The following is a 20,155-nucleotide window of genomic DNA, read 5'->3' as shown; positions in this document are numbered from 1 at the left end:
GAAGCGGCGAAGCCGCTCAGGGGGGTGTTCTCTAGTCATGGCATTTCCTGCACGTCTTTACCCTTGGTGCCGTCCACATGGTCGGTGCCTGCCATGCCGCGCGATGCCAGCAACACCACGAGGAAGAGGGCGGTCATGGCAAAGCCGATCACGATGGCCGTGAGCGTGAGTGCCTGAGGCATGGGGTCGGCATAGTGGGCCAGGTCTTGCGGCACCCCGGGCTGCAGCACGGGCTCCTTGTCAATCGCGAGGCCCAGGCGGCCCATGCTGAAAATGAAGAGGTTGACCGCGTACGACAGCAGCGACAGTCCCATGATGACCTGGAAGGTACGGGGCCGCAGAAGCAGCCACACGCCGGAGCCGGTGAGCACGCCGATGGCCAGGGCCAGTATCAGTTCCATGGACCTTCTCCCGGTGTGGCGGCGGCCTGGGCTTCTTCGGCCGCGCGTGCGTTGTTGTAGCGGTGGCTGCGCACCGACTGGTGCGCAATGCCGGTGAGGATGAGCATGGTGGAGCCCACCACCAGGGTGAACACGCCGATGTCGAAGAACAGCGCGCTGGCCACGTGGATCTCACCCACCACGGGCAGCGAAAAATGCGCCGTGTGGCTGGTCAAAAACGGATAGCCCCAGGCCAGTGCGCCCAGGCCCGTGGCCAGCGCGGCGAGCAGGCCCACGCCGATCCAGCGGCGCGGGTACAGCGGCAGATGCGCCTCGACCCACGAGGTGCCCGAGACGATGTACTGCAGCAGCAGCGCCACCGAGAACACCAGCCCCGCCACAAAGCCGCCGCCGGGCTCGTTGTGGCCGCGCATGAACAGGTAGACCGCGACCAGCGTGGCAAACGGCAGCATCAGCCGCACCAGCACGGCGGGCACCATCAGGTAGCCCACGGCGGTGTCGGCAGTCTGGCGTGGGTTGGCGAGGTCGGTGTCCACATCGGCGGGCAGTGCGCGCTGCTGGGGCGGCAGGTCCATCACCTCGCGCGCAGGGCGGAAGCGCCGCAGCAGCGCATACACCGTGAGCGCCACAATGCCGAGCACCACGATCTCGCCAAAGGTGTCAAAGCCCCGGAAGTCCACCAGCATGACGTTGACCACGTTGGTGCCGCCCCCTTCGGTAAGCGCACGCTCCAGGAAGAAGGTGGAGGTGCTGTCGGGGAAGGGGCGGCTCATCATCGCGAACGACAGCAGCGCCATGCCACCCCCTGCGGCCAACGTCAGCGCCATGTCGCGGTAGCGGCGCAGCTGGGTGCGGCGCTCTTCGGCCAGCGTGGGCACGCGCAGGCTCTCGTCGCGCCGCGGCAGCCAGCGCAGGCCCAGCAGGATGAGGATGGTGGTGACCACCTCCACCACGATCTGCGTGAGCGCCAGGTCGGGCGCCGAGAACCACAGGAAGGTCAGGCACACGCACAGCCCGGAGCCACCCAGCAGCGTCAGTGCCGCCAGGCGGTGGTACTTGGCCTGCCAGGCTGCCGCCACGGCGCACACGGCACCCAGCAACCACAGCAGCGCAAAGGCGGGGGACAGCGGCAGCTGCATCCGGTCGCCAATGGGCAGGCCCCGCGCCCACAGGGGCAGGGTACCCGCCACCAGCGCAGCGCACACCAGCCACAGCATTTGCCACTGCAGGCGACCGGTGCCCAGCAGGCGGCGGCCATTGCGGCCCATCAGGCTGAGCAAGGCCAGCGTGGCCTCAAAGGCCCGCTGGCCGCTGATGCGGCGCATGACGGGGGGCGCATCGATGGCACCCTTTTCGCGCTGCCAGCGCAGCAGTGCGTAGAGCGCGATGCCCCCGCCCAAAGCCACCAGGCTCATCACAAAGGGGGTGTTGAACCCATGCCAGACCGCCAGGCTGTAGGTGGGCAGCTCGCCTCCCACCACGGGCCGTGCGGCAGCGGCCAGGTAGGCCCCCACCGACCATGCGGGCAACGTGCCCACCACGAGGCAGGCCAGCACCAGCAGTTCGACCGGAACGCGCATCCAGTGCGGCGGCTCATGGGGCGGGCGCGGCAGGTCGGTGGCGGGCGGGCCAAAGAACACATCCACCGTGAAGCGCAGCGAGTACGCCACGCTGAACATGCCGGCCACCGTGGCGGCCACCGGCAGCAGCCATTCGAGCAATGGCGTGGTGTTCACGTACACCGTCTCGGCAAAGAACATTTCCTTGGACAGGAAGCCATTGAGCAGCGGCACGCCCGCCATGGCTGCACTGGCCACCATGGCCAGGGTGGCGGTGATCGGCATCATGGTGCGCAGGCCCGACAGGCGCCGGATGTCCCGCGTGCCGCTTTCATGGTCCACGATGCCCACGGCCATGAACAGCGAGGCCTTGAAGGTGGCGTGGTTCATGATGTGGAACACGGCTGCCACGGCGGCCAGCGGGCTGTTCAGGCCCAGCAGCAGGGTGATGAGGCCCAGGTGCGAGATGGTCGAGTACGCCAGCAGCCCCTTGAGGTCGTTCTGGAACATGGCCGCGTAGCCGCCCACCAGCAGGGTGGCCAGGCCCGCGCCGCCCACCAGCCAGAACCACTGCTCGGTGCCCGCCAGCGCGGGCCACAGGCGCGCCAGCAGAAACACGCCCGCCTTGACCATGGTGGCCGAGTGCAGGTACGCCGACACAGGCGTGGGCGCGGCCATGGCGTGGGGCAGCCAGAAGTGGAACGGGAACTGCGCGCTTTTGGTGAGCGCGCCCAGCAGAATCAAGACGAGCGCGGTGGTGTACAGCGCGTGGTTCTGGATGAGCTGGCCGGCGGCGAGCACATGATCGAGGTCGTAGCTGCCAACGATGTGCCCCAGCACCAGCATGCCCGCCAGCATGGCCAGGCCGCCCGTGCCGGTGACGGTGAGCGCCATGCGCGCGCCGCGCCGCGCATCCTTGCGGTGGTGCCAGTAGCCGATCAGCAGGAAGGAAAACAGGCTGGTCAGCTCCCAGAAGAACGCGATCTGGATGATGTTGCCCGACAGAACCACGCCTGCCATCGCACCCATGAAGGCCAGAAAAAACGAGAAGAAGCGCGGCACCGGGTCCGCCGCAGACATGTAGTAGCGCGCATACAGCACCACCAGGCTGCCCACGCCCAGCACAAGCATGCAGAACATCCAGGCAAAGCCGTCCATGCGGATGACGAGGTTCAGGCCCAGCGCGGGCAGCCAGGCCAGCTCTTGCCGGATCACGCCGCCGTCTGCAATCTGCGGGAAGTAGAGCGCCGCCTGCACGGTGCAGAACAGTGCGATGAGTCCCGCCAGGGTGGACTCGGTATTGCGGGCGTTGGAGGGCAGAACCGCTGCCAGCAGGCTGCCGATGAAGGGGAGAAGGATGAGCGTGATCAGGGGCATGCGCGATTGATTCTAGGGCGTGTCCCCCTTCAATTCCCCCACGCGCTGGCGGTGCAATGCGGATGGATACGCGAAGGGGGGCGCAGCCAATTGCGTGGCTATTGGCAAGCCGCCCGACAAAGCAGACGCAGCATTGCGCAGCCAGCCCGAAGGAAAAGCCAGTCAAGCCACACATTGCGTCGTTGCCCTTCGCTTGTGTAGCCACGCTACACGGCGCTCAGGGCGCCTGGCACTGCACGGCCTGGAAGGCTTTCGCGTGGGGGAATTGAAGGGGAACACGCCCTGGGGGCAGCGCCTAAAAACCCTGCCCGCCCCTTGCTGTCGCGCATGCCCTGCCGCAAAAAAACTAGCCCGCTGGAGCGGGCTTGCTGCTTGTGAAGCGTGCTTAGTTTTTGCTAGCGCCGGTTGCCGGTGCTGGCGCGGCCGGTGCCGCAGTCGCCGTGGCGGGTGGCGCGGCGGGCGTGGTTGCCGTTGCGGCCTCCTTGTCAGCGCTGCCACGGGCCTTGCGGTCTGCAGCCTGGGAGCTGCTGTGCTTTTTGCTGGATTTGGCTTCTGCCTTGGCAGCGGCTGCTGCGCTGTACCTCTTGCCGTTGACGGTCAGGCCCTCTTTGGAGAAGTTGACGGCACTTTTGTTGCCCACGCCGCCCACACGGCCGATGAAGTCGGCCCAGTCCTTGAAGGGGGCACTCTGGCGCTCCTGGAGGATGCGACCCGACAGGCCGGGCCCTATGCCCTTGATGCCGTCCAGTTCGGCCTCGGTGGCGGTGTTCACGTCCACGGCGGCCCAGGTGGCGGTGGCGAGCAGCGTGGCAACCAGCAGGGTCAGCAATTTCTTCAGCATGGCAAGGGTCTTACAGCGTTGTGGATGAAGGCTTGGATCAGAGTTCTTCGACCCGGCGTGCGGGGTAGCTGTCCCAGGTCTGGCAGCCGGGGCATTGCCAGAAATGCTGGCGCGCCTCGAAGCCACAGGCCGCGCAGCGGTAGCGGGTCAGGGGCTTGACGGCATGGTCCAGGGCACGTTGAACCTGGGGGTGGAATTCTTCGTGTTCCAGCTTTTCGGTGGCCAGCCATTTGGCAGCAGCGACCAGGGAGCGCTCCTTGTCCAGATGCTCCACATAACGCTGGCGGGCGGATGGGCGGGTGGCCTCGTCGGCGGCTTCCATGGCCACGATGCTTTCCAGCACATCCAGCGAAGGCGCTTGCGCATAGTGCCCCTGCAAAAGGGCATGCACTTCCTGGGTGCGGCCGGTAGCGGTGGCAGCCTCGACCATCAGCGGGGCGGCCAGGGGCAGCGCTGCGGGGTTGCGATCGCCCAGCGCCTTGAGCGTGGACAGCACGGCAGCCGGCTGACCCATCAGGCGTTGCAGGCGCGCCAGTTCAATGCGTGCGCGCGCGGCCTCGGGAGCAGCGGCCACTGCCTGGTCCAGCAGGGCCTGAGCGCCCGGCAGGTCGCCTTGCGCGCTCAGCGCCAGCGCCTGCTCGCACAGGTAGTGGGCTTGCCGGGTGCTGAAGTCGCCCTGATCGGCATCGTGCATCTTGCGGGCAATGGTGGCGGCATGGGGCCAGTCGCGCGAACGTTCGTAGATGGCCAGCAGCGCCAGGCGGGCCTGGGCCTCGAACGGGGTGCCCTCCAGGCGCTGCAGCGCATCTTCGGCGCGGTCGAGCAGCCCGGCCTTGAGGAAGTCGAGCGCCAGCGCATGCTGGGCGCGTTCGCGGTCAGTACGGCTCAGATCGCCGCGCGAGAGCAGGTGCTCGTGCACACGCACGGCACGGTCGTATTCGCCCCGGCGGCGAAACAGGTTGCCCAGGGCGAAGTGCAGCTCGGAGGTGTCGGGGTCGTTCTGCACGGCCTCGATGAAGGCGTCGATGGCTTGGTCCTGCTGCTCGTTGAGCAGGAAGTTCAGGCCCTTGAAGTACGCCTTTGGGGCGCGGCGGTTTTCGGCGCGCAGCTGGCGCAGGTCAAAACGCGACGCCAGCCAGCCCAGCACAAACGCCAGGGGCAGGCCCAGCAGTATCCAGCTCAGGTCAAATTCCATGGATCGAAGGCAGGTCAGGAGGTGGTGGGGGCGCTGCCGGGGTGGCGCTGGCGGCGGGGGCCGTTACGGGCGTTGGTGCCACCACGACTGCTGCCTGGGCGCGGCGTGCAGCGTTGCGGTGGCGCCACCATCGCGGCACCATGCCCAAGGCCCCAACGACCAGACCTGCGGCAAATGCGGTCAGCACCACCAGCACCAGCGGCGCGCGCCATTGCGTGCCAAAGAAGAAATGCACGGTCGCATCCTGCTGGTTGTTCAGCGCGAAGGCGAAGAGCGTAAAAAAAATGGCTGCCTTGAGCAGCCACAGGAGGTATTTCATCGGTCTCCCCAGTGGTGGGGCGATTCTAAGAGCTTGGCGCAGGGGGGCTGTGGATGCCTTCTCTCAGGTCAATACAAGCCAAAACGGCAGCAGGCGCTAGTGAATCATGCGCTTGCTGCTATCAATTTGATATCAGTTGCCCAGGGTGCCCGTTGCGGGCGGTGCCTTTTCTTCCATTTCGGCCGTGCGTTTGTCGACGGCTTCGCGCAGGGCCTTGCCCGGCTTGAAATGGGGCACACGCTTTTCGGGAATGGCCACGGCCTCGCCGCTGCGTGGATTGCGGCCCATGCGGGGAGGGCGGTGGTTGACCGAGAAGCTGCCAAAGCCCCGGATCTCGATGCGGTGCCCGCGCACCAGGGCCTCGCCCACGGCGTCCAGAATGGTCTTGACGGCGTATTCGGCATCGCGGTGGGTGAGCTGGCCGAAACGGGCGGCCAGTTCTTCGACGAGGTCTGAGCGGGTCATGGAATCTTGGGACATAGGCAGTCTTGGCTGAAAAAAGAGCGGGCGCCGAGGCGCCCGCTGTCTGACCGTTTAACGGGTCAGCGCTTTACTTTTCCGAGTTGTCCAGCTTGGCGCGCAGCAGGGCGCCCAGGCTGGTCGTGCCGGCGCTTTCGCGGCTCGATTGCTGGCTCAGGTTGGCCATGGCGCCTTGTTCGTCAGCCATGTCCTTTTGCTTGATCGACAGCTGGATGTTGCGGGTCTTGCGATCCACGTTCACCACCACGGCCGTGACTTCGTCGCCTTCCTTGAGCACGTTGCGGGCATCTTCCACGCGGTCGCGGGAGATTTCCGAAGCGCGCAGGTAGCCCACGATGTCTTCGCCGAGGTCGATTTCAGCGCCACGGGCGTCCACGGTCTTGACCTTGCCGGTCACCGTCTGGCCCTTGTCGTTCACGGTCACGAAGGTCGTGAATGGGTCGCCGTCGAGCTGCTTGATACCCAGCGAGATGCGTTCGCGGTCCACGTCCACGGCCAGCACGATCGCTTCCACTTCCTGGCCCTTCTTGTAGTTGCGAACAGCGGCTTCGCCGGGTTCGTTCCACGACAGGTCAGACAGGTGCACCAGGCCGTCGATGCCGGCAGCCAGGCCCACGAACACGCCGAAGTCGGTGATCGACTTGATCGGACCCTTGACGCGGTCGCCGCGCTTCGTGTCCTGTGCGAATTCTTGCCATGGGTTGGCCTTGCACTGCTTCATGCCCAGGCTGATGCGGCGCTTGTCTTCGTCGATTTCCAGAACCATGACTTCGACTTCGTCGCCCAGCGAAACCAGCTTGGCGGGAGCGATGTTCTTGTTGGTCCAGTCCATTTCAGACACGTGCACCAGGCCTTCGATGCCGGGTTCGAGTTCCACGAATGCGCCGTAGTCGGCAATGTTCGTGATCTTGCCGAACAGGCGGGTGCCTTGGGGGTAGCGGCGGTTCACGCCCATCCATGGGTCGTCGCCCATTTGCTTCAGACCCAGCGAGACACGGTTCTTTTCGGTGTCGAACTTCAGGATCTTGGCAGTGATTTCCTGGCCAGCGGTCACCACTTCGGAGGGGTGACGCACGCGGCGCCATGCCATGTCGGTGATGTGCAGCAGGCCGTCGATGCCGCCCAGGTCCACGAACGCACCGTATTCGGTGATGTTCTTGACCACGCCTTGAACGATGGAACCTTCCTTCAGGGTTTCCATCAGCTTGGCGCGCTCTTCGCCCATGGAGGCTTCCACCACAGCGCGGCGGCTCAGCACCACGTTGTTGCGCTTGCGGTCCAGCTTGATGACCTTGAATTCCATGGTCTTGTTTTCGTACGGCGTCAGATCCTTGATCGGACGGGTATCGATCAGCGAACCGGGCAGGAATGCGCGGATGCCGTTGACCAGAACGGTCAGGCCGCCCTTGACCTTGCCGCTGGTCGTGCCAGTGACGAATTCGCCGGATTCCAGGGCCTTTTCCAGGCTCATCCAGGAAGCCAGACGCTTGGCGGTGTCGCGCGACAGGATGGTGTCGCCGTAGCCGTTTTCGATGGAGCCAATGGCCACCGACACGAAGTCACCCACTTGGACTTCGACTTCGCCCTTGTCGTTCTTGAACTCTTCCAGCGGCACGTAGGCTTCGGACTTGAGGCCAGCGTTCACGACCACGAAGTTGTGCTCGACGCGCACGACTTCAGCGGTGATGACTTCGCCTGGGCGCATTTCCGTGCGCTGCAAGGATTCTTCAAAAAGGGCGGCAAAAGATTCGGACATGTGTTTCCTTGCCACAAACAGGATTCCGGCAGCACCATTGCTACCGTTTTTATAGCTGCTTGCGGTGGTTTTTTGCGGCAGAGCCGCGGGTTAGGTTATCGATCCACACAACCTGTGCGCTGACGCGCGATGGGGGCTGCGTGGGCCTGTGGCAAGGCCTTTCGGCACTGCCTGGAGCCCGAAGGCTCCACGTTGTCAGCGCTGCGCAGAAGCTGCGAAGGGCTGGCGCTCCTGCCACCAAGCCAAGACCTTTTCGACGGCTTGTTCAATCGTCAAATCGGAGTTGTCCAGGACCAGAGCGTCTTGCGCGGGCTTCAAGGGAGCAACGCTGCGGGAACTGTCCCGGGCGTCGCGCGCCTCCAAATCTGCGCGAAGGTCTTCGATATTAGCCGAAAAACCCTTAGAAATCAACTGCTTATAACGGCGTTCTGCGCGGCAGGCGGCGCTGGCCGTGAGATACACCTTCAACGGGGCCTCGGGGAAGATCACGGTGCCCATGTCGCGGCCGTCGGCCACCAGCCCCGGCAGGCGCTGGAAGCTGTGTTGCAGGTCCACCAGCGCCGTGCGCACGGCAGGCAGGGCGGACACGCGGGACGCGTTCATACCGGCTTCTTCGGTGCGGATGGCCTCGGTCACGTCGTCGCTGCCCAGCCACACCTTGCCGCCCTCAAACCGCACAGGCAGCGTCTGGGCCAGGGTGGCGATACGGGCTTCGTGGTCCGCATCGATGGCGAACCCCGCCCGCAGCGCGGCGAGGGCGGTGATGCGGTACATCGCGCCGGAGTCGAGGAAGCGATAGCCCAGCCGCTGCGCCACCGCTGCCGCCACCGTGCCCTTGCCCGAGGCCGTGGGGCCGTCAATGCAGATGACCGGGACGTGGGTGGTGTCGACCTGGGCGACCGAGAACAGCGCCTCGAAGTAGTCCGGGAAGGTCTTGGCTACGCACTTGGGGTCTTCGATGCGCACCGGCAGACGCGCCGGGTTGAAGGCAGCCAGCGAGAAGCACATGGCCACGCGGTGGTCGTCGTAGGTGTGGATGCCGGCGGCTTTCCAGTCGGCGGACTGGGCGGGAGGCGTCACGCGGATGTAGTCCGCACCTTCCTCCACCGTGGCGCCGAGCTTGCGCAGCTCGGTGGCCATGGCGGCGATGCGGTCGGTTTCCTTCACGCGCCAGCTGGCGATGTTGGTCAGCGTGGTCGTGCCCTGGGCATACAGGGCCATCACGGCCAGCGTCATGGCCGCGTCGGGGATGTGGTTGCAGTCCAGCTCAATGGCCTTGAGTGGCCAAGCGCCGCGTTCGATCTGCAGCCAGTTGGGGCCGCCGGTGACCACGGCGCCCATGGCCCGGGCCGCTTCGACAAAGCGGATGTCGCCCTGGATTGAATCCAGGCCCACACCCTGAATCTTGATGCCTTTTTGGTCGCTAGCGCTAGATGTAATTGCGCCAAGCGCTATGAAATAACTAGCAGATGAGGCGTCGGCCTCCACATGGATGCTGCCAGGCGACTGATAGCGGCTACCTGCCGGGATGGTGAAGCGCTGCCAGTTCTGGTGCTCGACCACGATGCCAAACCGCGCCAGCAGCTGCAGCGTGATGGCGATGTAGGGCTTGGAGATCAGCTCGCCCACTACCTCGATCACGATGGCCTGTGCGCCAGCCGCCAGCGGCAGCGCCATGAGCAGGGCGGTGAGGAACTGGCTGGACACGTCGCCACGTACGCGGATGGGCTCTGCCAGCGCCAGCGCAGGCACACCCTGGCCGTGGGCGATCCTGAGTGGTGGGTAGCCGTCGTTGCCCAGGTAGTCGATCTGACAGCCCAGCTGGCGCAGGGCATCAATCAGGTCGCCAATCGGGCGCTCGTGCATGCGTGGCACGCCCGACAGTTCGAACTCGCCACCCAGCAGCGCCAGCGCCGCCGTGAGTGGGCGCATGGCGGTACCCGCATTGCCCAGAAACAGCTTGGCGGGAGACTGGGGCAGGCGGCCACCCAGGCCCGTGATGCGCACGGTGCTGCCCGCTTCATCCACTGTGCACCCGATCTGGCGCAGGGCGTCCAGCATCACACGCGTATCGTCGGACGCCAGCAGGTCGTGCACGGTGGTGGTGCCGTTGCTCAGCGCGGCCAGTAGCAGCACCCGGTTGGAGATGCTCTTGGAGCCCGGCAGGTGGACTTCGCCTGCAGCGGCTTGCAGGGGGGGGAGATCAAGGAATGCGGTGCTGTACATCGATCGATATCTTTCAGCCGGGGCCTCAAAAACTGGCGCGCCCCAGGCGAGTGCACCCGTGGAACTGGCTTGACCAGGCCACCGGGTGCGTCCCCCTTGGGGGAAGGCGCCATAGGCGACTCAGGGGGGATTACTTCCGGGGGTTACTTCCGCTTCGCGCCCATGCGCCAATGCGCACGGGTTTCGCTGGCCAGGGTCAGCATGTCTTCAAGCGCCTGGGCATTGCCTTTTTCCATGGCCTGCTCGATGTTGCGCAGGGCCTGCTGGAACAGCTTGGACTGGGCAATCAGCTCGTCCCGGTTGGACAGCAGGATGTCGCGCCACACCTTGGGGTCGCTGGCGGCAATGCGGGTGAAGTCGCGGAATCCGGGGCCTGCGAGGGACAGAAAGTCGTCACCGTGCGTCTGGCCCGTGATGCTGTTCATCATTGCAAACGCGAGCAAATGGGGCAGGTGGCTGACGGCGGCAAAGGCCGCGTCGTGCGACTCCGGCGACATGCTGGTCACGCGGCAGCCCAGCGCAGTCCAGATCTTTTCGGCGTCCTGCAGCTGGGCCGTCAGGGTGCGCTCGGTGGGAGTCAGGATCACCTGGCGCCCGCTGTACAGGTCGGCTTCGGCGTGTTCCACGCCCGACACTTCGCGCCCGGTGATGGGGTGTGCGGGCACAAAGGAGCCCACCTGGTCCCGCAGCGAACGCTGTGCGGCCTGCACTACATCGGACTTGGTCGACCCCACGTCCATGATGAGCATCTGGGGGGTGACAAGGTGCTTGATGGCCTTGAGGGTGGCCTCGGTGGCTGCCACGGGGACTGCCACCAGCACAATGTCTGCGCCCGCCACGGCCAGTAGCGCGGAAGGCGCCTCGACGTCGATCACGCCCAGCTGGCGGGCGCGGTCGGTGGTGGAGGGCGACTTGCTGTAGCCCACCACGCGTTTGACCAACCCGGCCTTCTTCATGGCCAGGGCGAATGAGCCTCCCATGAGCCCACAGCCGATCAGTCCCAATTGTTCAAACATGGCGGCTGCTCCTCAGGATGACACGGGGTAGGTGCCCAGGACCTTGTAGAACGCACACAGGCTGCGCAGTTCTTCCAGCGCCCGTGCCACATGGGGCTGGGCGGGGTGGCCGTCGAGATCGATGTAGAAGTAGTACTCCCACTGGCCCGTGCGGGCAGGGCGCGACTCAAAGCGCGTCATGGACACGCCGTGCGTCTTGAGCGGCACCAGCAGGTCGTGCACAGCGCCAGGCCGGTTGGGCACCGACACCACGAGGCTGGTGCAATCCTTGCCCGAAGGAGGCGGCGTCTGCAGCGTGTGTGGCAGGCAGATGATGGCGAAGCGGGTACGGTTGTAGGCGTCGTCCTGGATGGCATGGGAGACGATGTGCAAGCCGAACTGAGTGGCCGCACGCTCGCTGGAGAGGGCCGCCCAGGCGGGGTTGGTGGTGGCCAGTCGCGCGCCTTCGGCATTGCTGGACACCGGGCGGCGCTCGGCATGCGGCAGGTGCTTGGACAACCACGCCTGGCACTGCGCCAGTGCCTGCGGATGGGCCAGCACCACTTCGATGCCATCGAGCGAGTTGCTGGTGCGCAGCAGGTTGTGGCGCACCAGCAGGCTGACCTCGCCCACCACATGCGTAGGGGTGTGCAGGAACAGGTCCAGAGAGCGGGTGACCACGCCCTCGGTGGAGTTCTCTACGCCCACCACGCCATATTGGGCACTGCCCGCCGCCGTGGCGTGGAACACCTCGTCGAAGTTGGCGCAGTACATCAGGTCGGCGGCACCGCCGAAGAATTCAATCGCGGCCTGCTCGCAGAACGTGCCCTCGGGGCCCAGCACGGCCACACGCTGGGGTGATTCGAGGGCCAGGCAGGCAGACATGATCTCGCGCCAGATCGCCGCCACGTGCGCACCCTTGAGCGGGCCCGGGTTGGCGTTGGTGATTTTGTCGATGACCTGCGCCACACGGTCGGGGCGGAAGAAGGGCGTGCCCTCACGTTTCTTGACTTCACCCACCTGTTCGGCCACCAGCGCCCTCTGGTTCAGCAGCGTGAGCAGTTGCTGGTCGATGCTGTCGATCTGCACGCGCAGGCTGGCGAGGTCGGGTGAGGCTTGCGGATTGTTCATGGACGGTGGGGTAGCGGTGCGTGCTCTGGGAGCCGTTTTTGTTGCTGTCGTGTCGGGTGCGCGCTCAGGCGTGCTTTTGCTCAAATTCTCGCATGTAGTCCACCAGCGCCTGCACGCCCGCCAATGGCATGGCGTTGTAGATGCTGGCGCGCATGCCTCCCACGGACTTGTGGCCTTTGAGCTGCAGCAGCCCGCGCTCCTTGGCGCCGGCCAGGAAGGCGTCGTTACGGCTTTCGTCACGCAGGAAGAACGGGACGTTCATGCGGGAGCGGCAGTTGGCCGCCACCTTGTTGACGTACAGCTGCGATTGGTCGATGGCGTTGTACAGCAGCGTGGCCTTGGCAATGTTGCGCTGCTCCATGGCGGCCACGCCGGTCAGGCTGCCTTCGGTCTGGCGCTTGAGCCACTGGAAGGTCAGCCCGGCGACGTAGATGCCCCAGGTGGGCGGCGTGTTGTACATCGACTGGTTGTCGGCCACGATTTTGTAGTCGAAAGCGCTGGGGCAGGCGGGCAGGGCATGGCCCAGCAGGTCGTCGCGCACGATCACCAGCGTGAGGCCTGCGGGCCCCAGGTTCTTTTGCGCTCCGCCAAAAGCCAAGCCCACACGGCTCCAGTCCACGGGCCGCGAGGCCACGTGCGAGGAGAAATCGATCACCAGCGGCGCATCGCTGCCCAGCGCCTTGAGGTCGGGCAGCTGGTGGAACTCGGTACCGTGAATGGTTTCGTTGCTGCACAGGTGCAGGTAGCTCGCGCCCCGGCTCAACGTCCATGAAGCTGGGTCCGGCACGGTGGTATAGCCCGTCTCTTCACCCGTGGCAACGATGTTGACTTCGGACGCATATTTGCGTGCTTCCTTTTGCGACTTCTGGCTCCAGCTGCCGGTCACCACAAAATCGACCACGCCGGCACGCGACAGGTTGAGCGGAACGATGGCGTTTTCGGCCAAGCCACCACCTTGCATGAAGAGGATCTTGAAATGCGACGGCACGGCCAGCAGCTCGCGCAGGTCGGCTTCCGCCTTTTCGTAGATGGACAGAAACTCCTTGCCGCGGTGGCTCATTTCCATCACGCCCATGCCGCTGCCGTGCCAGTCCAGCATCTCGGCGGCGGCTTGTTCCAGGACTTCGGGAGGGATGGCGGCAGGGCCTGCGGAGAAGTTGTAAGGGCGTGTCATGTTAGGGGCTAAAAATGCATCAGGCGCTTATTCAATAAGCGCCTGATGCTTCGCTTTTGATAGCGTTGGCGGGGCGTCTTCACGCCCTGCGGTGGTCAGGCGTCGGGGGCTTCAGGTGCGGAGGAAGTGCCACCGTCCGGGCTTGCATCCCCATCAGCTTCTGCATCCGTCACATTGGCGTCGTTCTCAACAATGCGCTGCAAGCCACTGAGCTTGGAGCCTTCGTCCAGTGCGATCAACGTCACGCCCTGCGTGGCACGACCCAGTTCGCGGATCTCGCTCACGCGGGTGCGCACCAGCACGCCCTTGTCGGTGATCAGCATGATCTCGTCGTCCGCGTGCACCAGCGTGGCGGCAACGACCTTACCGTTGCGCTCGCTCTGCTGGATGGCGATCATGCCCTTGGTACCACGGCCATGGCGGGTGTATTCGGTGATGCTGGTGCGCTTGCCGTAGCCGTTTTCTGTAGCAGTCAACACACTCTGCGTTTCGTCTTCGGCGACCAGCATGGCGATCACGCTCTGACCGTCTTCCAGCATCATGCCGCGCACGCCACGTGCCGCACGGCCCAGGGGGCGCACATCGTTTTCGTCGAAGCGCACGGCCTTGCCACCGTCGCTGAACAACATCACGTCGTGCTTGCCATCGGTGAGGGCGGCACCGATCAGGTAGTCGCCGTCATCTAGGTTCACGGCAATGATGCCGCCCTTGCGCGGGTTGCTGAACTCGTCCAATGCCGTCTTCTTCACGGTGCCCATGCTGGTGGCCATGAACACGTAGCGGTCCGCAGGGAAGCTGCGCATGTCGCCGGTGAGCGGCAGTACCACGTTGATCTTTTCGCCGTCCTGCAGCGGGAACATGTTGACGATGGGGCGTCCACGCGAGCCGCGCGAGCCTGCCGGCACTTCCCACACCTTGAGCCAATACAGGCGGCCACGGTTGGAGAAGCACAGGATGTAGTCGTGCGTGTTGGCGATGAAGAGCTGGTCGATCCAGTCGTCTTCCTTTGTCGCGGTCGCCTGCTTGCCGCGTCCGCCGCGCTTTTGGGCACGGTATTCGGACAGGGGCTGGCTCTTGATGTAGCCGGTGTGGGACAGCGTCACCACCATGTCGGTGGGGGTGATCAGGTCCTCAGTGGAGAGATCCTGTGCGCTGTATTCAACGATGGAGCGACGTGCGCCCAGCTTGTGCTGGCCGAACTCCTGCTTGATGGAGGTGAGTTCGTCGCCGATGATGACCGACACGCGCTCGGGCTTTGCCAGGATGTCCAGCAGATCCTCGATGACCGCCATGACTTCCTTGTACTCGGCGACGATCTTGTCCTGCTCCAGGCCCGTGAGGCGTTGCAGTCGCATCTGCAGGATTTCCTGGGCCTGCGTTTCCGACAACCGGTACAGGCCGTCCTGGCCCATGCCGAATTCCTTTTCCAGGCCGTCGGGGCGATAGTCGTCGGCGTTGATCACACCGCCATCGGCACGCGTGCGCGTGAGCATCTCGCGCACCAGCTTGCTGTCCCAGGGGCGGGCCATCAGCTCAGCCTTGGCCACCGGCGGCGTGGGCGCGTTGCGAATGATGGCGATGAAGTCGTCGATGTTGGCCAAGGCCACGGCCAAACCTTCCAGCACATGGCCACGGTCGCGTGCCTTGCGCAGCTCGAACACCGTGCGGCGAGTCACCACTTCGCGGCGGTGCTGCAGGAAGACGCTGATCAGATCCTTCAGGTTGCACAGGCGGGGCTGGCCGTCAATCAGCGCCACCATGTTCATGCCGAACGTGTCCTGCAGCTGCGTCTGCTTGTACAGGTTGTTGAGCACCACCTCGGGCACTTCACCGCGCTTGAGTTCGATCACCAAGCGCATGCCGGATTTGTCCGACTCGTCCTGGATGTGGCTGATGCCTTCGATCTTCTTTTCGTGCACCAGCTCGGCCATACGCTCCTGCAGCGTCTTCTTGTTGACCTGGTAGGGCAGCTCGTCCACGATGATCGCCTGGCGCTGGCCGCGGTCGATGTCCTCAAAGTGGCACTTGGCACGCATCACCACCTTGCCGCGTCCGGTGCGGTAGCCATCCTTCACGCCGTTAATGCCGTAGATGATGCCGGCGGTGGGGAAGTCTGGGGCCGGGATGATTTCCATCAACTCATCGATGGTCGTCTCGGGATTGCGCAGCATGTGCAGGCACGCATCGACCACTTCGTTGAGGTTATGTGGCGGAATGTTGGTGGCCATACCCACCGCAATACCTGCCGATCCATTCACCAGCAAGTTGGGCAGCTTGCTGGGCAATACCAGCGGTTCTTTCTCGCTGCCGTCGTAGTTGGGGCCGAAATCGACAGTTTCCTTGTCAATATCTCCCAGCATTTCATGGGCGATTTTGGCCAGGCGGATTTCGGTGTATCGCATGGCCGCAGCGTTGTCGCCGTCCACGGATCCGAAATTACCTTGTCCATCCACCAGCATGTGGCGCAACGAGAAGTCCTGCGCCATCCGCACAATGGTGTCGTACACCGCAGAGTCCCCGTGCGGGTGGTATTTACCGATCACGTCGCCCACGATACGGGCCGACTTTTTATAAGGCCGGTTCCAGTCGTTATTGAGCTCATGCATGGCGAAAAGAACGCGGCGGTGCACAGGCTTCAAGCCGTCACGCGCGTCGGGCAGTGCACGACCCACAATCACGCTCATCGCGTAATCGAGGTAACTGCGCCGCATCTCTTCTTCGAGGCTGATCGGCAGGGTTTCTTTGGCAAACTGGGTCATTGGGACGGCGGGGGCGGCAAAGGAGAGCCATTTTAGGCGTAAGACCGTGTAGCGACGGCGCAACATATCGAAGCAATTCAGGTTTTGTCCTACGGGGCCCGACCAGCGCGCGCAGCTTTTGCCCTGTTACGTATGGCACAATCGTTTGAACGCTTAGGGTGGTGGTCACCCCAGGCGTCCTGATTCGCAGCGCGGCTGCGGCTTTTTCCCCAAGAGGAGAACCATGAAGAAACTGAACAAAGTGGCGATGTTGTTTGCCTCTGCAGCGCTCGCAACCGCCGCTGGCGCACAAACCGTTGACAACTGGCGCGATGCTTCTGGCCAACTGGTCTGGAAGAACGGTACCAACGAATACTGCTGGCGCGATGCCAACTGGACGCCTGCTACGGCAGCTCCTGGCTGCGACGGAGCAATCGCTGCTCCCGCTCCTGCCGCTGCACCAGCTCCTGCTGCTGCTCCAGCACCCGCTGCCGCCCCTGCACCCGCTCCCGCACCAGCTCCTGCAGTCGCCACCAAGGTGACCTACGCTGCTGACGCCTTCTTCGACTTCGACAAGTCGGTGCTCAAGCCAGAAGGCAAGGCCAAGCTGGACGACCTGGTTTCCAAGGTCAAGGGCATCAATCTGGAAGTGATCATTGCTGTGGGTCACACTGACTCCGTCGGCTCTGATGCTTACAACCAGAAGCTGTCGGTGCGTCGTTCTGAAGCCGTGAAGGCTTACTTGGTGTCCAAGGGCATTGAAAAGAACCGCGTGTACACCGAAGGCAAGGGCGAAAAGCAACCTGTGGCTGACAACAAGACCGCCGAAGGCCGTGCGAAGAACCGTCGCGTGGAAATCGAAGTGGTTGGCACCCGCGCCGCTCAGTAATCTTCGGATTGCTCCACAAAAAAGCCCCGCTCGCGGGGCTTTTTTGCGTCCAGGGCTTTTCGTGCTCTCCCTTCATGGACAATCAGCGACATGATCGAAACCGTCAATGCAGATCCGGCCGAATTGGCCAAGTTTTCCGAACTTGCCCACCGGTGGTGGGACCCTGACAGTGAATTTCGTCCCTTGCACCAGATCAACCCGCTGCGGCTTGACTGGATTCACGGCCTGAGCGCCTTGACCGGCAAACGCGTGCTGGATGTGGGTTGTGGCGGTGGCATTTTGGCCGACTCCATGGCGCGCAAGGGTGCAGATGTGCTGGGTATTGACCTGGCAACCAAGGCGTTGCGCGTGGCGCAGTTGCATGCTCTGGAGGCTGGAACCCAAAACGTGCAGTACCGTGAAATCAGCGCTGAAGCGATGGCCTTGGAGCAACCTGCTGGTTTTGATGTGGTGACCTGCATGGAAATGCTGGAGCATGTTCCGGATCCCGCCTCGGTGGTCCGCGCGTGCGCCACGTTGGTAAAACCCGGGGGCTGGGTCTTTTTCTCCACCATCAATCGCAACGCCAAGGCGTTTATGCTGGCCATTGTGGGCGCGGAATACGTGCTTAACATGCTGCCGCGCGGCACCCACGAATACGCCAAGATGATCCGCCCCAGCGAGCTTGCAGGGCATTGCCGCAGTGCGGGCTTGGATGTTCTGCACACCAAGGGCCTGGAATACAACCCCCTCACGCGTCGCTATTGGCTCAGCGCCAACACCAGCGTCAATTACCTGTTTGCCGCGCGTCGCCTCGGCTGATATGGCTACCGTTTTTCATGGCATTCGCGCAGTCCTTTTTGATTTGGATGGGACTCTGATCGACAGCGCACCAGACTTGGGGGCGGCCGCAGACAAAATGCGCACCGACCGAGGTCTGCCTTCGCTGCCCCCGGCCCGATACCGCCCGATGGCGGGAGCAGGCGCCCGCGGCATGCTGGCAGAAGCCTTTGGCATGGGGCCAGATCACCCAGACTTTGCCGTCATGCGCGAAGAGTTTTTCGTGAACTACGAAACTCGCATGACCGAGCAGACCACCATTTTTGAAGGTGTGCCTGAATTGGTTCGCCAGATTCTCGAACGTAACATGACGTGGGGTGTGGTCACCAACAAGGCTGCCCGCTTTACCGAACCCCTGACCCAGGCCATTCCGCTGTTTGCCACCGCTTCGGCAGTGGTCAGTGGCGACACCACGCCACACGCCAAGCCCCATCCTGCGCCCCTGCTGGAAGCGGCTGCGCGGTTGCGTGTGCCGCCGGAGCAGTGCATTTATGTGGGTGATGACGAGCGTGACATCGTGGCAGGTCTGGCGGCAGGCATGGGTACAGTGGCCGCCATCTACGGCTATTTGGGCGCCAAGACCGACCCTGCAGAGTGGGGCGCGCACGCTGCAATTAAATCTCCCAGCGAGCTCTTGCAATTGCTCGCGAACGCCTAAAATAAGAAGCCTAGGGGCTGTCCTGGTTTCGACGTGGGTTCGGGATCAGTGTGGTGCATGTCGAGCTTGAGTCACGCTCGTAAATCTCGATTTAACAAACTAACTGCAAACGACGAACGTTTCGCACTCGCTGCTTAATTGCCAGTGAGCCTTGTAACAGTTGGCCGATGGGCTGGGCAAGGGGGTTCTGAGCAATCAGTGCCTCCCGGCTGCAAGGATAATTACATGGGCTGGCTTCCATCCGGGTACCTTGGGTGGAGGCGAGAAAATAGGGTGCTGGCGGCCCATGTAGCGTGCGACTGCGCGACATGGGTAGCGAGATCCAAATCAGACCGCTAAACATGTAGATCTGCCTGACGAAGGCTTGCGGACGCGGGTTCAATTCCCGCCAGCTCCACCAAACATAAACCCCCAGCCGGTAACGGTTGGGGGTTTTTCTTTTCCCACTGATTTTGTACTGCTGCGCAAGGATAGTTGCTTCCGTTCGCCCTTACCGAACGATTCGATGCACCTCCTGGCTCTGAGGCGTGACGTCTTTGAACCATGTCCCTCAACGGCAATCCGCAGTGGCTGTATATCCCCGGCTTCGCGTTGTAAACCCCTGAAAAAATCGGCTAACACGCTGTCGCTCGCGCAGTCAAACACCTGTCAACGTGCTTCGCCAACACCGCCCAAGAAACAAAATGAAATAAACCGAAACTGGCTCGAGACCACGTTCCAAGCCGCTGCGCGCACCATCAGGGCCATGTTCCATACCGTCTTTGAAAGGACAGCATCATGAAACCCTGGATCAAGAAAACGCTGATGGGCATTTTTGGTGCGTCCATCGCGGTGGGTGGGCTGACGGCCTGCTCCAGCGGGCACCACCAGCGCGGCCCGATGACTGCGGAAAAGATGGCGGAAGTGCGCGGCAAGATGGTGGACCGGGTGAGCAGCAAGCTGGATCTGAACGAGGCACAAAAGACCAAGCTCAATGCCTTGGCCGATCAACTGGAAGCCCAGCGCGCAGCGTTCGTCGGCAAGACGGCAGACCCCCGAGCCGAGGTGCAGGCCATTGTGGCGGGCGACAAGTTTGATCGGGTGCGGGCGCAGTCCCTGCTCGAAGACAAGACGCGTGCGGTGCAGGCCCACAGTCCAGCGGTGGTCAATGCGATGGCCGACTTCTATGACAGCCTGAACCCTGACCAGCAGCAAAAAGTGCGCGAGCTGATGCAGCGTCGCAAGGGCTGGATGGCCCGCGGGTGATGGGCGGGGAGCATTGCATGTCACCCACGCTGGAACCTATCCACCGCCTCGCCCAGGGCGTTCGTGTGCACGGGCCCGCGCTGCTGTCGGGCATGCCAGAGCCTCACGATGAGCTGATGTCGCTGGTCTGGGGGCCGCGCTTTGACCGCGAGCATGCGATGGGCCTGGTCGCCCGCCAGCCCTCGGTGGCGGCCCACACGCTGCCTGCCCTGCTGGCGGCTGCCGACCATTTTGATGCGCTCCATGCCGGTGCGCAGGGCCGTTTGCGGCGACTCATCGTGCGACACCGCGCATTGTGTGCGGCTGGCGCTTCTGTCGATACCGCCCTTGGGGAGCGCGCCTGACGGTGTGA

Annotated in this window: 17 protein-coding genes and 1 other RNA gene; 6 read left to right on the top strand and 12 right to left on the bottom strand. The window is 63.7% G+C overall.

Annotated features, from left to right (window positions below; all coding sequences use genetic code 11):
• Nucleotides 1-35: 35 nt before the first annotated feature.
• The 12 genes from AC07X4_RS01460 to gyrA form a co-directional block, all read right to left on the bottom strand.
• Nucleotides 36-401 (bottom strand): Na+/H+ antiporter subunit C, encoded by a 366-nt coding sequence (locus AC07X4_RS01460; protein ID WP_015014440.1) that lies wholly within the window; start codon nt 399-401, stop codon nt 36-38.
• Nucleotides 392-3,337 carry a monovalent cation/H+ antiporter subunit A gene (locus AC07X4_RS01455; protein WP_494739008.1) on the bottom strand — a complete coding sequence of 982 codons (2,946 nt, stop codon included), beginning with the start codon at nt 3,335-3,337 and terminating at the stop codon, nt 392-394. The genes AC07X4_RS01460 and AC07X4_RS01455 overlap by 10 nt, the downstream gene beginning before the upstream one ends.
• A gap of 385 nt (nt 3,338-3,722) precedes the next feature.
• On the bottom strand, nt 3,723-4,178 hold the full coding sequence (locus AC07X4_RS01450; protein ID WP_494739007.1) for a ComEA family DNA-binding protein: 456 nt from the start codon (nt 4,176-4,178) through the stop codon (nt 3,723-3,725).
• Nucleotides 4,179-4,215: 37 nt separating this feature from the next.
• Nucleotides 4,216-5,373, bottom strand: coding sequence for a lipopolysaccharide assembly protein LapB (gene lapB, locus AC07X4_RS01445; protein ID WP_494739006.1), 1,158 nt, complete (start codon nt 5,371-5,373; stop codon nt 4,216-4,218).
• Complete coding sequence (locus tag AC07X4_RS01440; RefSeq protein WP_056063651.1) at nt 5,363-5,692, bottom strand: LapA family protein; 330 nt, start codon at nt 5,690-5,692, stop codon at nt 5,363-5,365. Before AC07X4_RS01440 ends, lapB begins: the two co-directional genes overlap by 11 nt.
• Nucleotides 5,693-5,824: 132 nt before the next feature.
• Nucleotides 5,825-6,157: an integration host factor subunit beta gene (locus tag AC07X4_RS01435; RefSeq protein WP_056065071.1), complete on the bottom strand. Its 333-nt coding sequence runs from the start codon at nt 6,155-6,157 to the stop codon at nt 5,825-5,827.
• 85 nt (nt 6,158-6,242) lie between these two features.
• Entirely contained in the window at nt 6,243-7,928 is a 1,686-nt protein-coding gene (rpsA, locus tag AC07X4_RS01430; RefSeq protein WP_056063647.1) for a 30S ribosomal protein S1, read from the bottom strand.
• A gap of 195 nt (nt 7,929-8,123) precedes the next feature.
• A complete protein-coding gene (locus AC07X4_RS01425) occupies nt 8,124-10,154 on the bottom strand; it encodes a bifunctional 3-phosphoshikimate 1-carboxyvinyltransferase/cytidylate kinase (protein ID WP_494739005.1) in 2,031 nt (676 codons plus the stop codon).
• Between the two features lie 143 nt (nt 10,155-10,297).
• Nucleotides 10,298-11,170 carry a prephenate dehydrogenase gene (locus AC07X4_RS01420; RefSeq protein WP_015014432.1) on the bottom strand — a complete coding sequence of 291 codons (873 nt, stop codon included), beginning with the start codon at nt 11,168-11,170 and terminating at the stop codon, nt 10,298-10,300.
• Nucleotides 11,171-11,182: 12 nt separating this feature from the next.
• Nucleotides 11,183-12,280, bottom strand: coding sequence for a prephenate dehydratase (gene pheA, locus AC07X4_RS01415; RefSeq protein ID WP_056063641.1), 1,098 nt, complete (start codon nt 12,278-12,280; stop codon nt 11,183-11,185).
• 64 nt (nt 12,281-12,344) lie between these two features.
• Nucleotides 12,345-13,454 (bottom strand): 3-phosphoserine/phosphohydroxythreonine transaminase, encoded by a 1,110-nt coding sequence (gene serC, locus AC07X4_RS01410; protein ID WP_494739004.1) that lies wholly within the window; start codon nt 13,452-13,454, stop codon nt 12,345-12,347.
• A 95-nt stretch (nt 13,455-13,549) separates the two neighbouring features.
• A complete protein-coding gene (gene gyrA, locus AC07X4_RS01405) occupies nt 13,550-16,213 on the bottom strand; it encodes a DNA gyrase subunit A (protein ID WP_056063635.1) in 2,664 nt (887 codons plus the stop codon).
• 223 nt (nt 16,214-16,436) lie between these two features.
• On the opposite strand from gyrA, the gene ompA reads away from it, so the two are divergent.
• From ompA to AC07X4_RS01375, 6 genes are all read left to right on the top strand, one after another.
• Complete coding sequence (gene ompA / locus AC07X4_RS01400) at nt 16,437-17,081, top strand: outer membrane protein OmpA (protein ID WP_015014428.1); 645 nt, start codon at nt 16,437-16,439, stop codon at nt 17,079-17,081.
• Nucleotides 17,082-17,171: 90 nt separating this feature from the next.
• Entirely contained in the window at nt 17,172-17,882 is a 711-nt protein-coding gene (gene ubiG, locus AC07X4_RS01395) for a bifunctional 2-polyprenyl-6-hydroxyphenol methylase/3-demethylubiquinol 3-O-methyltransferase UbiG (protein ID WP_108497403.1), read from the top strand.
• Nucleotide 17,883: 1 nt separating this feature from the next.
• The gene (locus AC07X4_RS01390) at nt 17,884-18,558 is read left to right on the top strand and encodes an HAD family hydrolase (RefSeq protein ID WP_494739003.1); all 675 of its coding nucleotides are present in this window, start codon (nt 17,884-17,886) and stop codon (nt 18,556-18,558) included.
• Nucleotides 18,559-18,571: 13 nt separating this feature from the next.
• Nucleotides 18,572-18,958: a transfer-messenger RNA gene (gene ssrA, locus AC07X4_RS01385) on the top strand.
• Nucleotides 18,959-19,335: 377 nt separating this feature from the next.
• Nucleotides 19,336-19,803 carry a Spy/CpxP family protein refolding chaperone gene (locus AC07X4_RS01380; protein WP_056063625.1) on the top strand — a complete coding sequence of 156 codons (468 nt, stop codon included), beginning with the start codon at nt 19,336-19,338 and terminating at the stop codon, nt 19,801-19,803.
• Between the two features lie 17 nt (nt 19,804-19,820).
• Nucleotides 19,821-20,147 (top strand): hypothetical protein, encoded by a 327-nt coding sequence (locus AC07X4_RS01375; protein ID WP_056065068.1) that lies wholly within the window; start codon nt 19,821-19,823, stop codon nt 20,145-20,147.
• Nucleotides 20,148-20,155 lie beyond the last annotated feature (8 nt).

This window comes from Acidovorax sp. GW460-11-11-14-LB4 (assembly GCF_059423685.1).
The sequence above is the reverse complement of the archived record's forward strand: the minus strand, read 5'-3'. Positions and strand labels throughout refer to the sequence as shown.

Bases quoted from the DNA above. Each gene is read 5' to 3' on its own strand.
- ubiG (WP_108497403.1), top strand. From the start codon at position 17,172: ATGATCGAAACCGTCAATGCAGATCCGGCCGAATTGGCCAAGTTTTCC.
- AC07X4_RS01375 (WP_056065068.1), top strand. From the start codon at position 19,821: ATGTCACCCACGCTGGAACCTATCCACCGCCTCGCCCAGGGCGTTCGT.
- AC07X4_RS01390 (WP_494739003.1), top strand. From the start codon at position 17,884: ATGGCTACCGTTTTTCATGGCATTCGCGCAGTCCTTTTTGATTTGGAT.
- AC07X4_RS01435 (WP_056065071.1), bottom strand. From the start codon at position 6,157: ATGACCCGCTCAGACCTCGTCGAAGAACTGGCCGCCCGTTTCGGCCAG.
- gyrA (WP_056063635.1), bottom strand. From the start codon at position 16,213: ATGACCCAGTTTGCCAAAGAAACCCTGCCGATCAGCCTCGAAGAAGAG.
- AC07X4_RS01420 (WP_015014432.1), bottom strand. From the start codon at position 11,170: ATGTTTGAACAATTGGGACTGATCGGCTGTGGGCTCATGGGAGGCTCA.
- ompA (WP_015014428.1), top strand. From the start codon at position 16,437: ATGAAGAAACTGAACAAAGTGGCGATGTTGTTTGCCTCTGCAGCGCTC.
- AC07X4_RS01440 (WP_056063651.1), bottom strand. From the start codon at position 5,692: ATGAAATACCTCCTGTGGCTGCTCAAGGCAGCCATTTTTTTTACGCTC.
- AC07X4_RS01380 (WP_056063625.1), top strand. From the start codon at position 19,336: ATGAAACCCTGGATCAAGAAAACGCTGATGGGCATTTTTGGTGCGTCC.
- rpsA (WP_056063647.1), bottom strand. From the start codon at position 7,928: ATGTCCGAATCTTTTGCCGCCCTTTTTGAAGAATCCTTGCAGCGCACG.
- lapB (WP_494739006.1), bottom strand. From the start codon at position 5,373: ATGGAATTTGACCTGAGCTGGATACTGCTGGGCCTGCCCCTGGCGTTT.
- pheA (WP_056063641.1), bottom strand. From the start codon at position 12,280: ATGAACAATCCGCAAGCCTCACCCGACCTCGCCAGCCTGCGCGTGCAG.
- AC07X4_RS01450 (WP_494739007.1), bottom strand. From the start codon at position 4,178: ATGCTGAAGAAATTGCTGACCCTGCTGGTTGCCACGCTGCTCGCCACC.
- serC (WP_494739004.1), bottom strand. From the start codon at position 13,454: ATGACACGCCCTTACAACTTCTCCGCAGGCCCTGCCGCCATCCCTCCC.
- AC07X4_RS01455 (WP_494739008.1), bottom strand. From the start codon at position 3,337: ATGCCCCTGATCACGCTCATCCTTCTCCCCTTCATCGGCAGCCTGCTG.
- AC07X4_RS01460 (WP_015014440.1), bottom strand. From the start codon at position 401: ATGGAACTGATACTGGCCCTGGCCATCGGCGTGCTCACCGGCTCCGGC.
- AC07X4_RS01425 (WP_494739005.1), bottom strand. From the start codon at position 10,154: ATGTACAGCACCGCATTCCTTGATCTCCCCCCCCTGCAAGCCGCTGCA.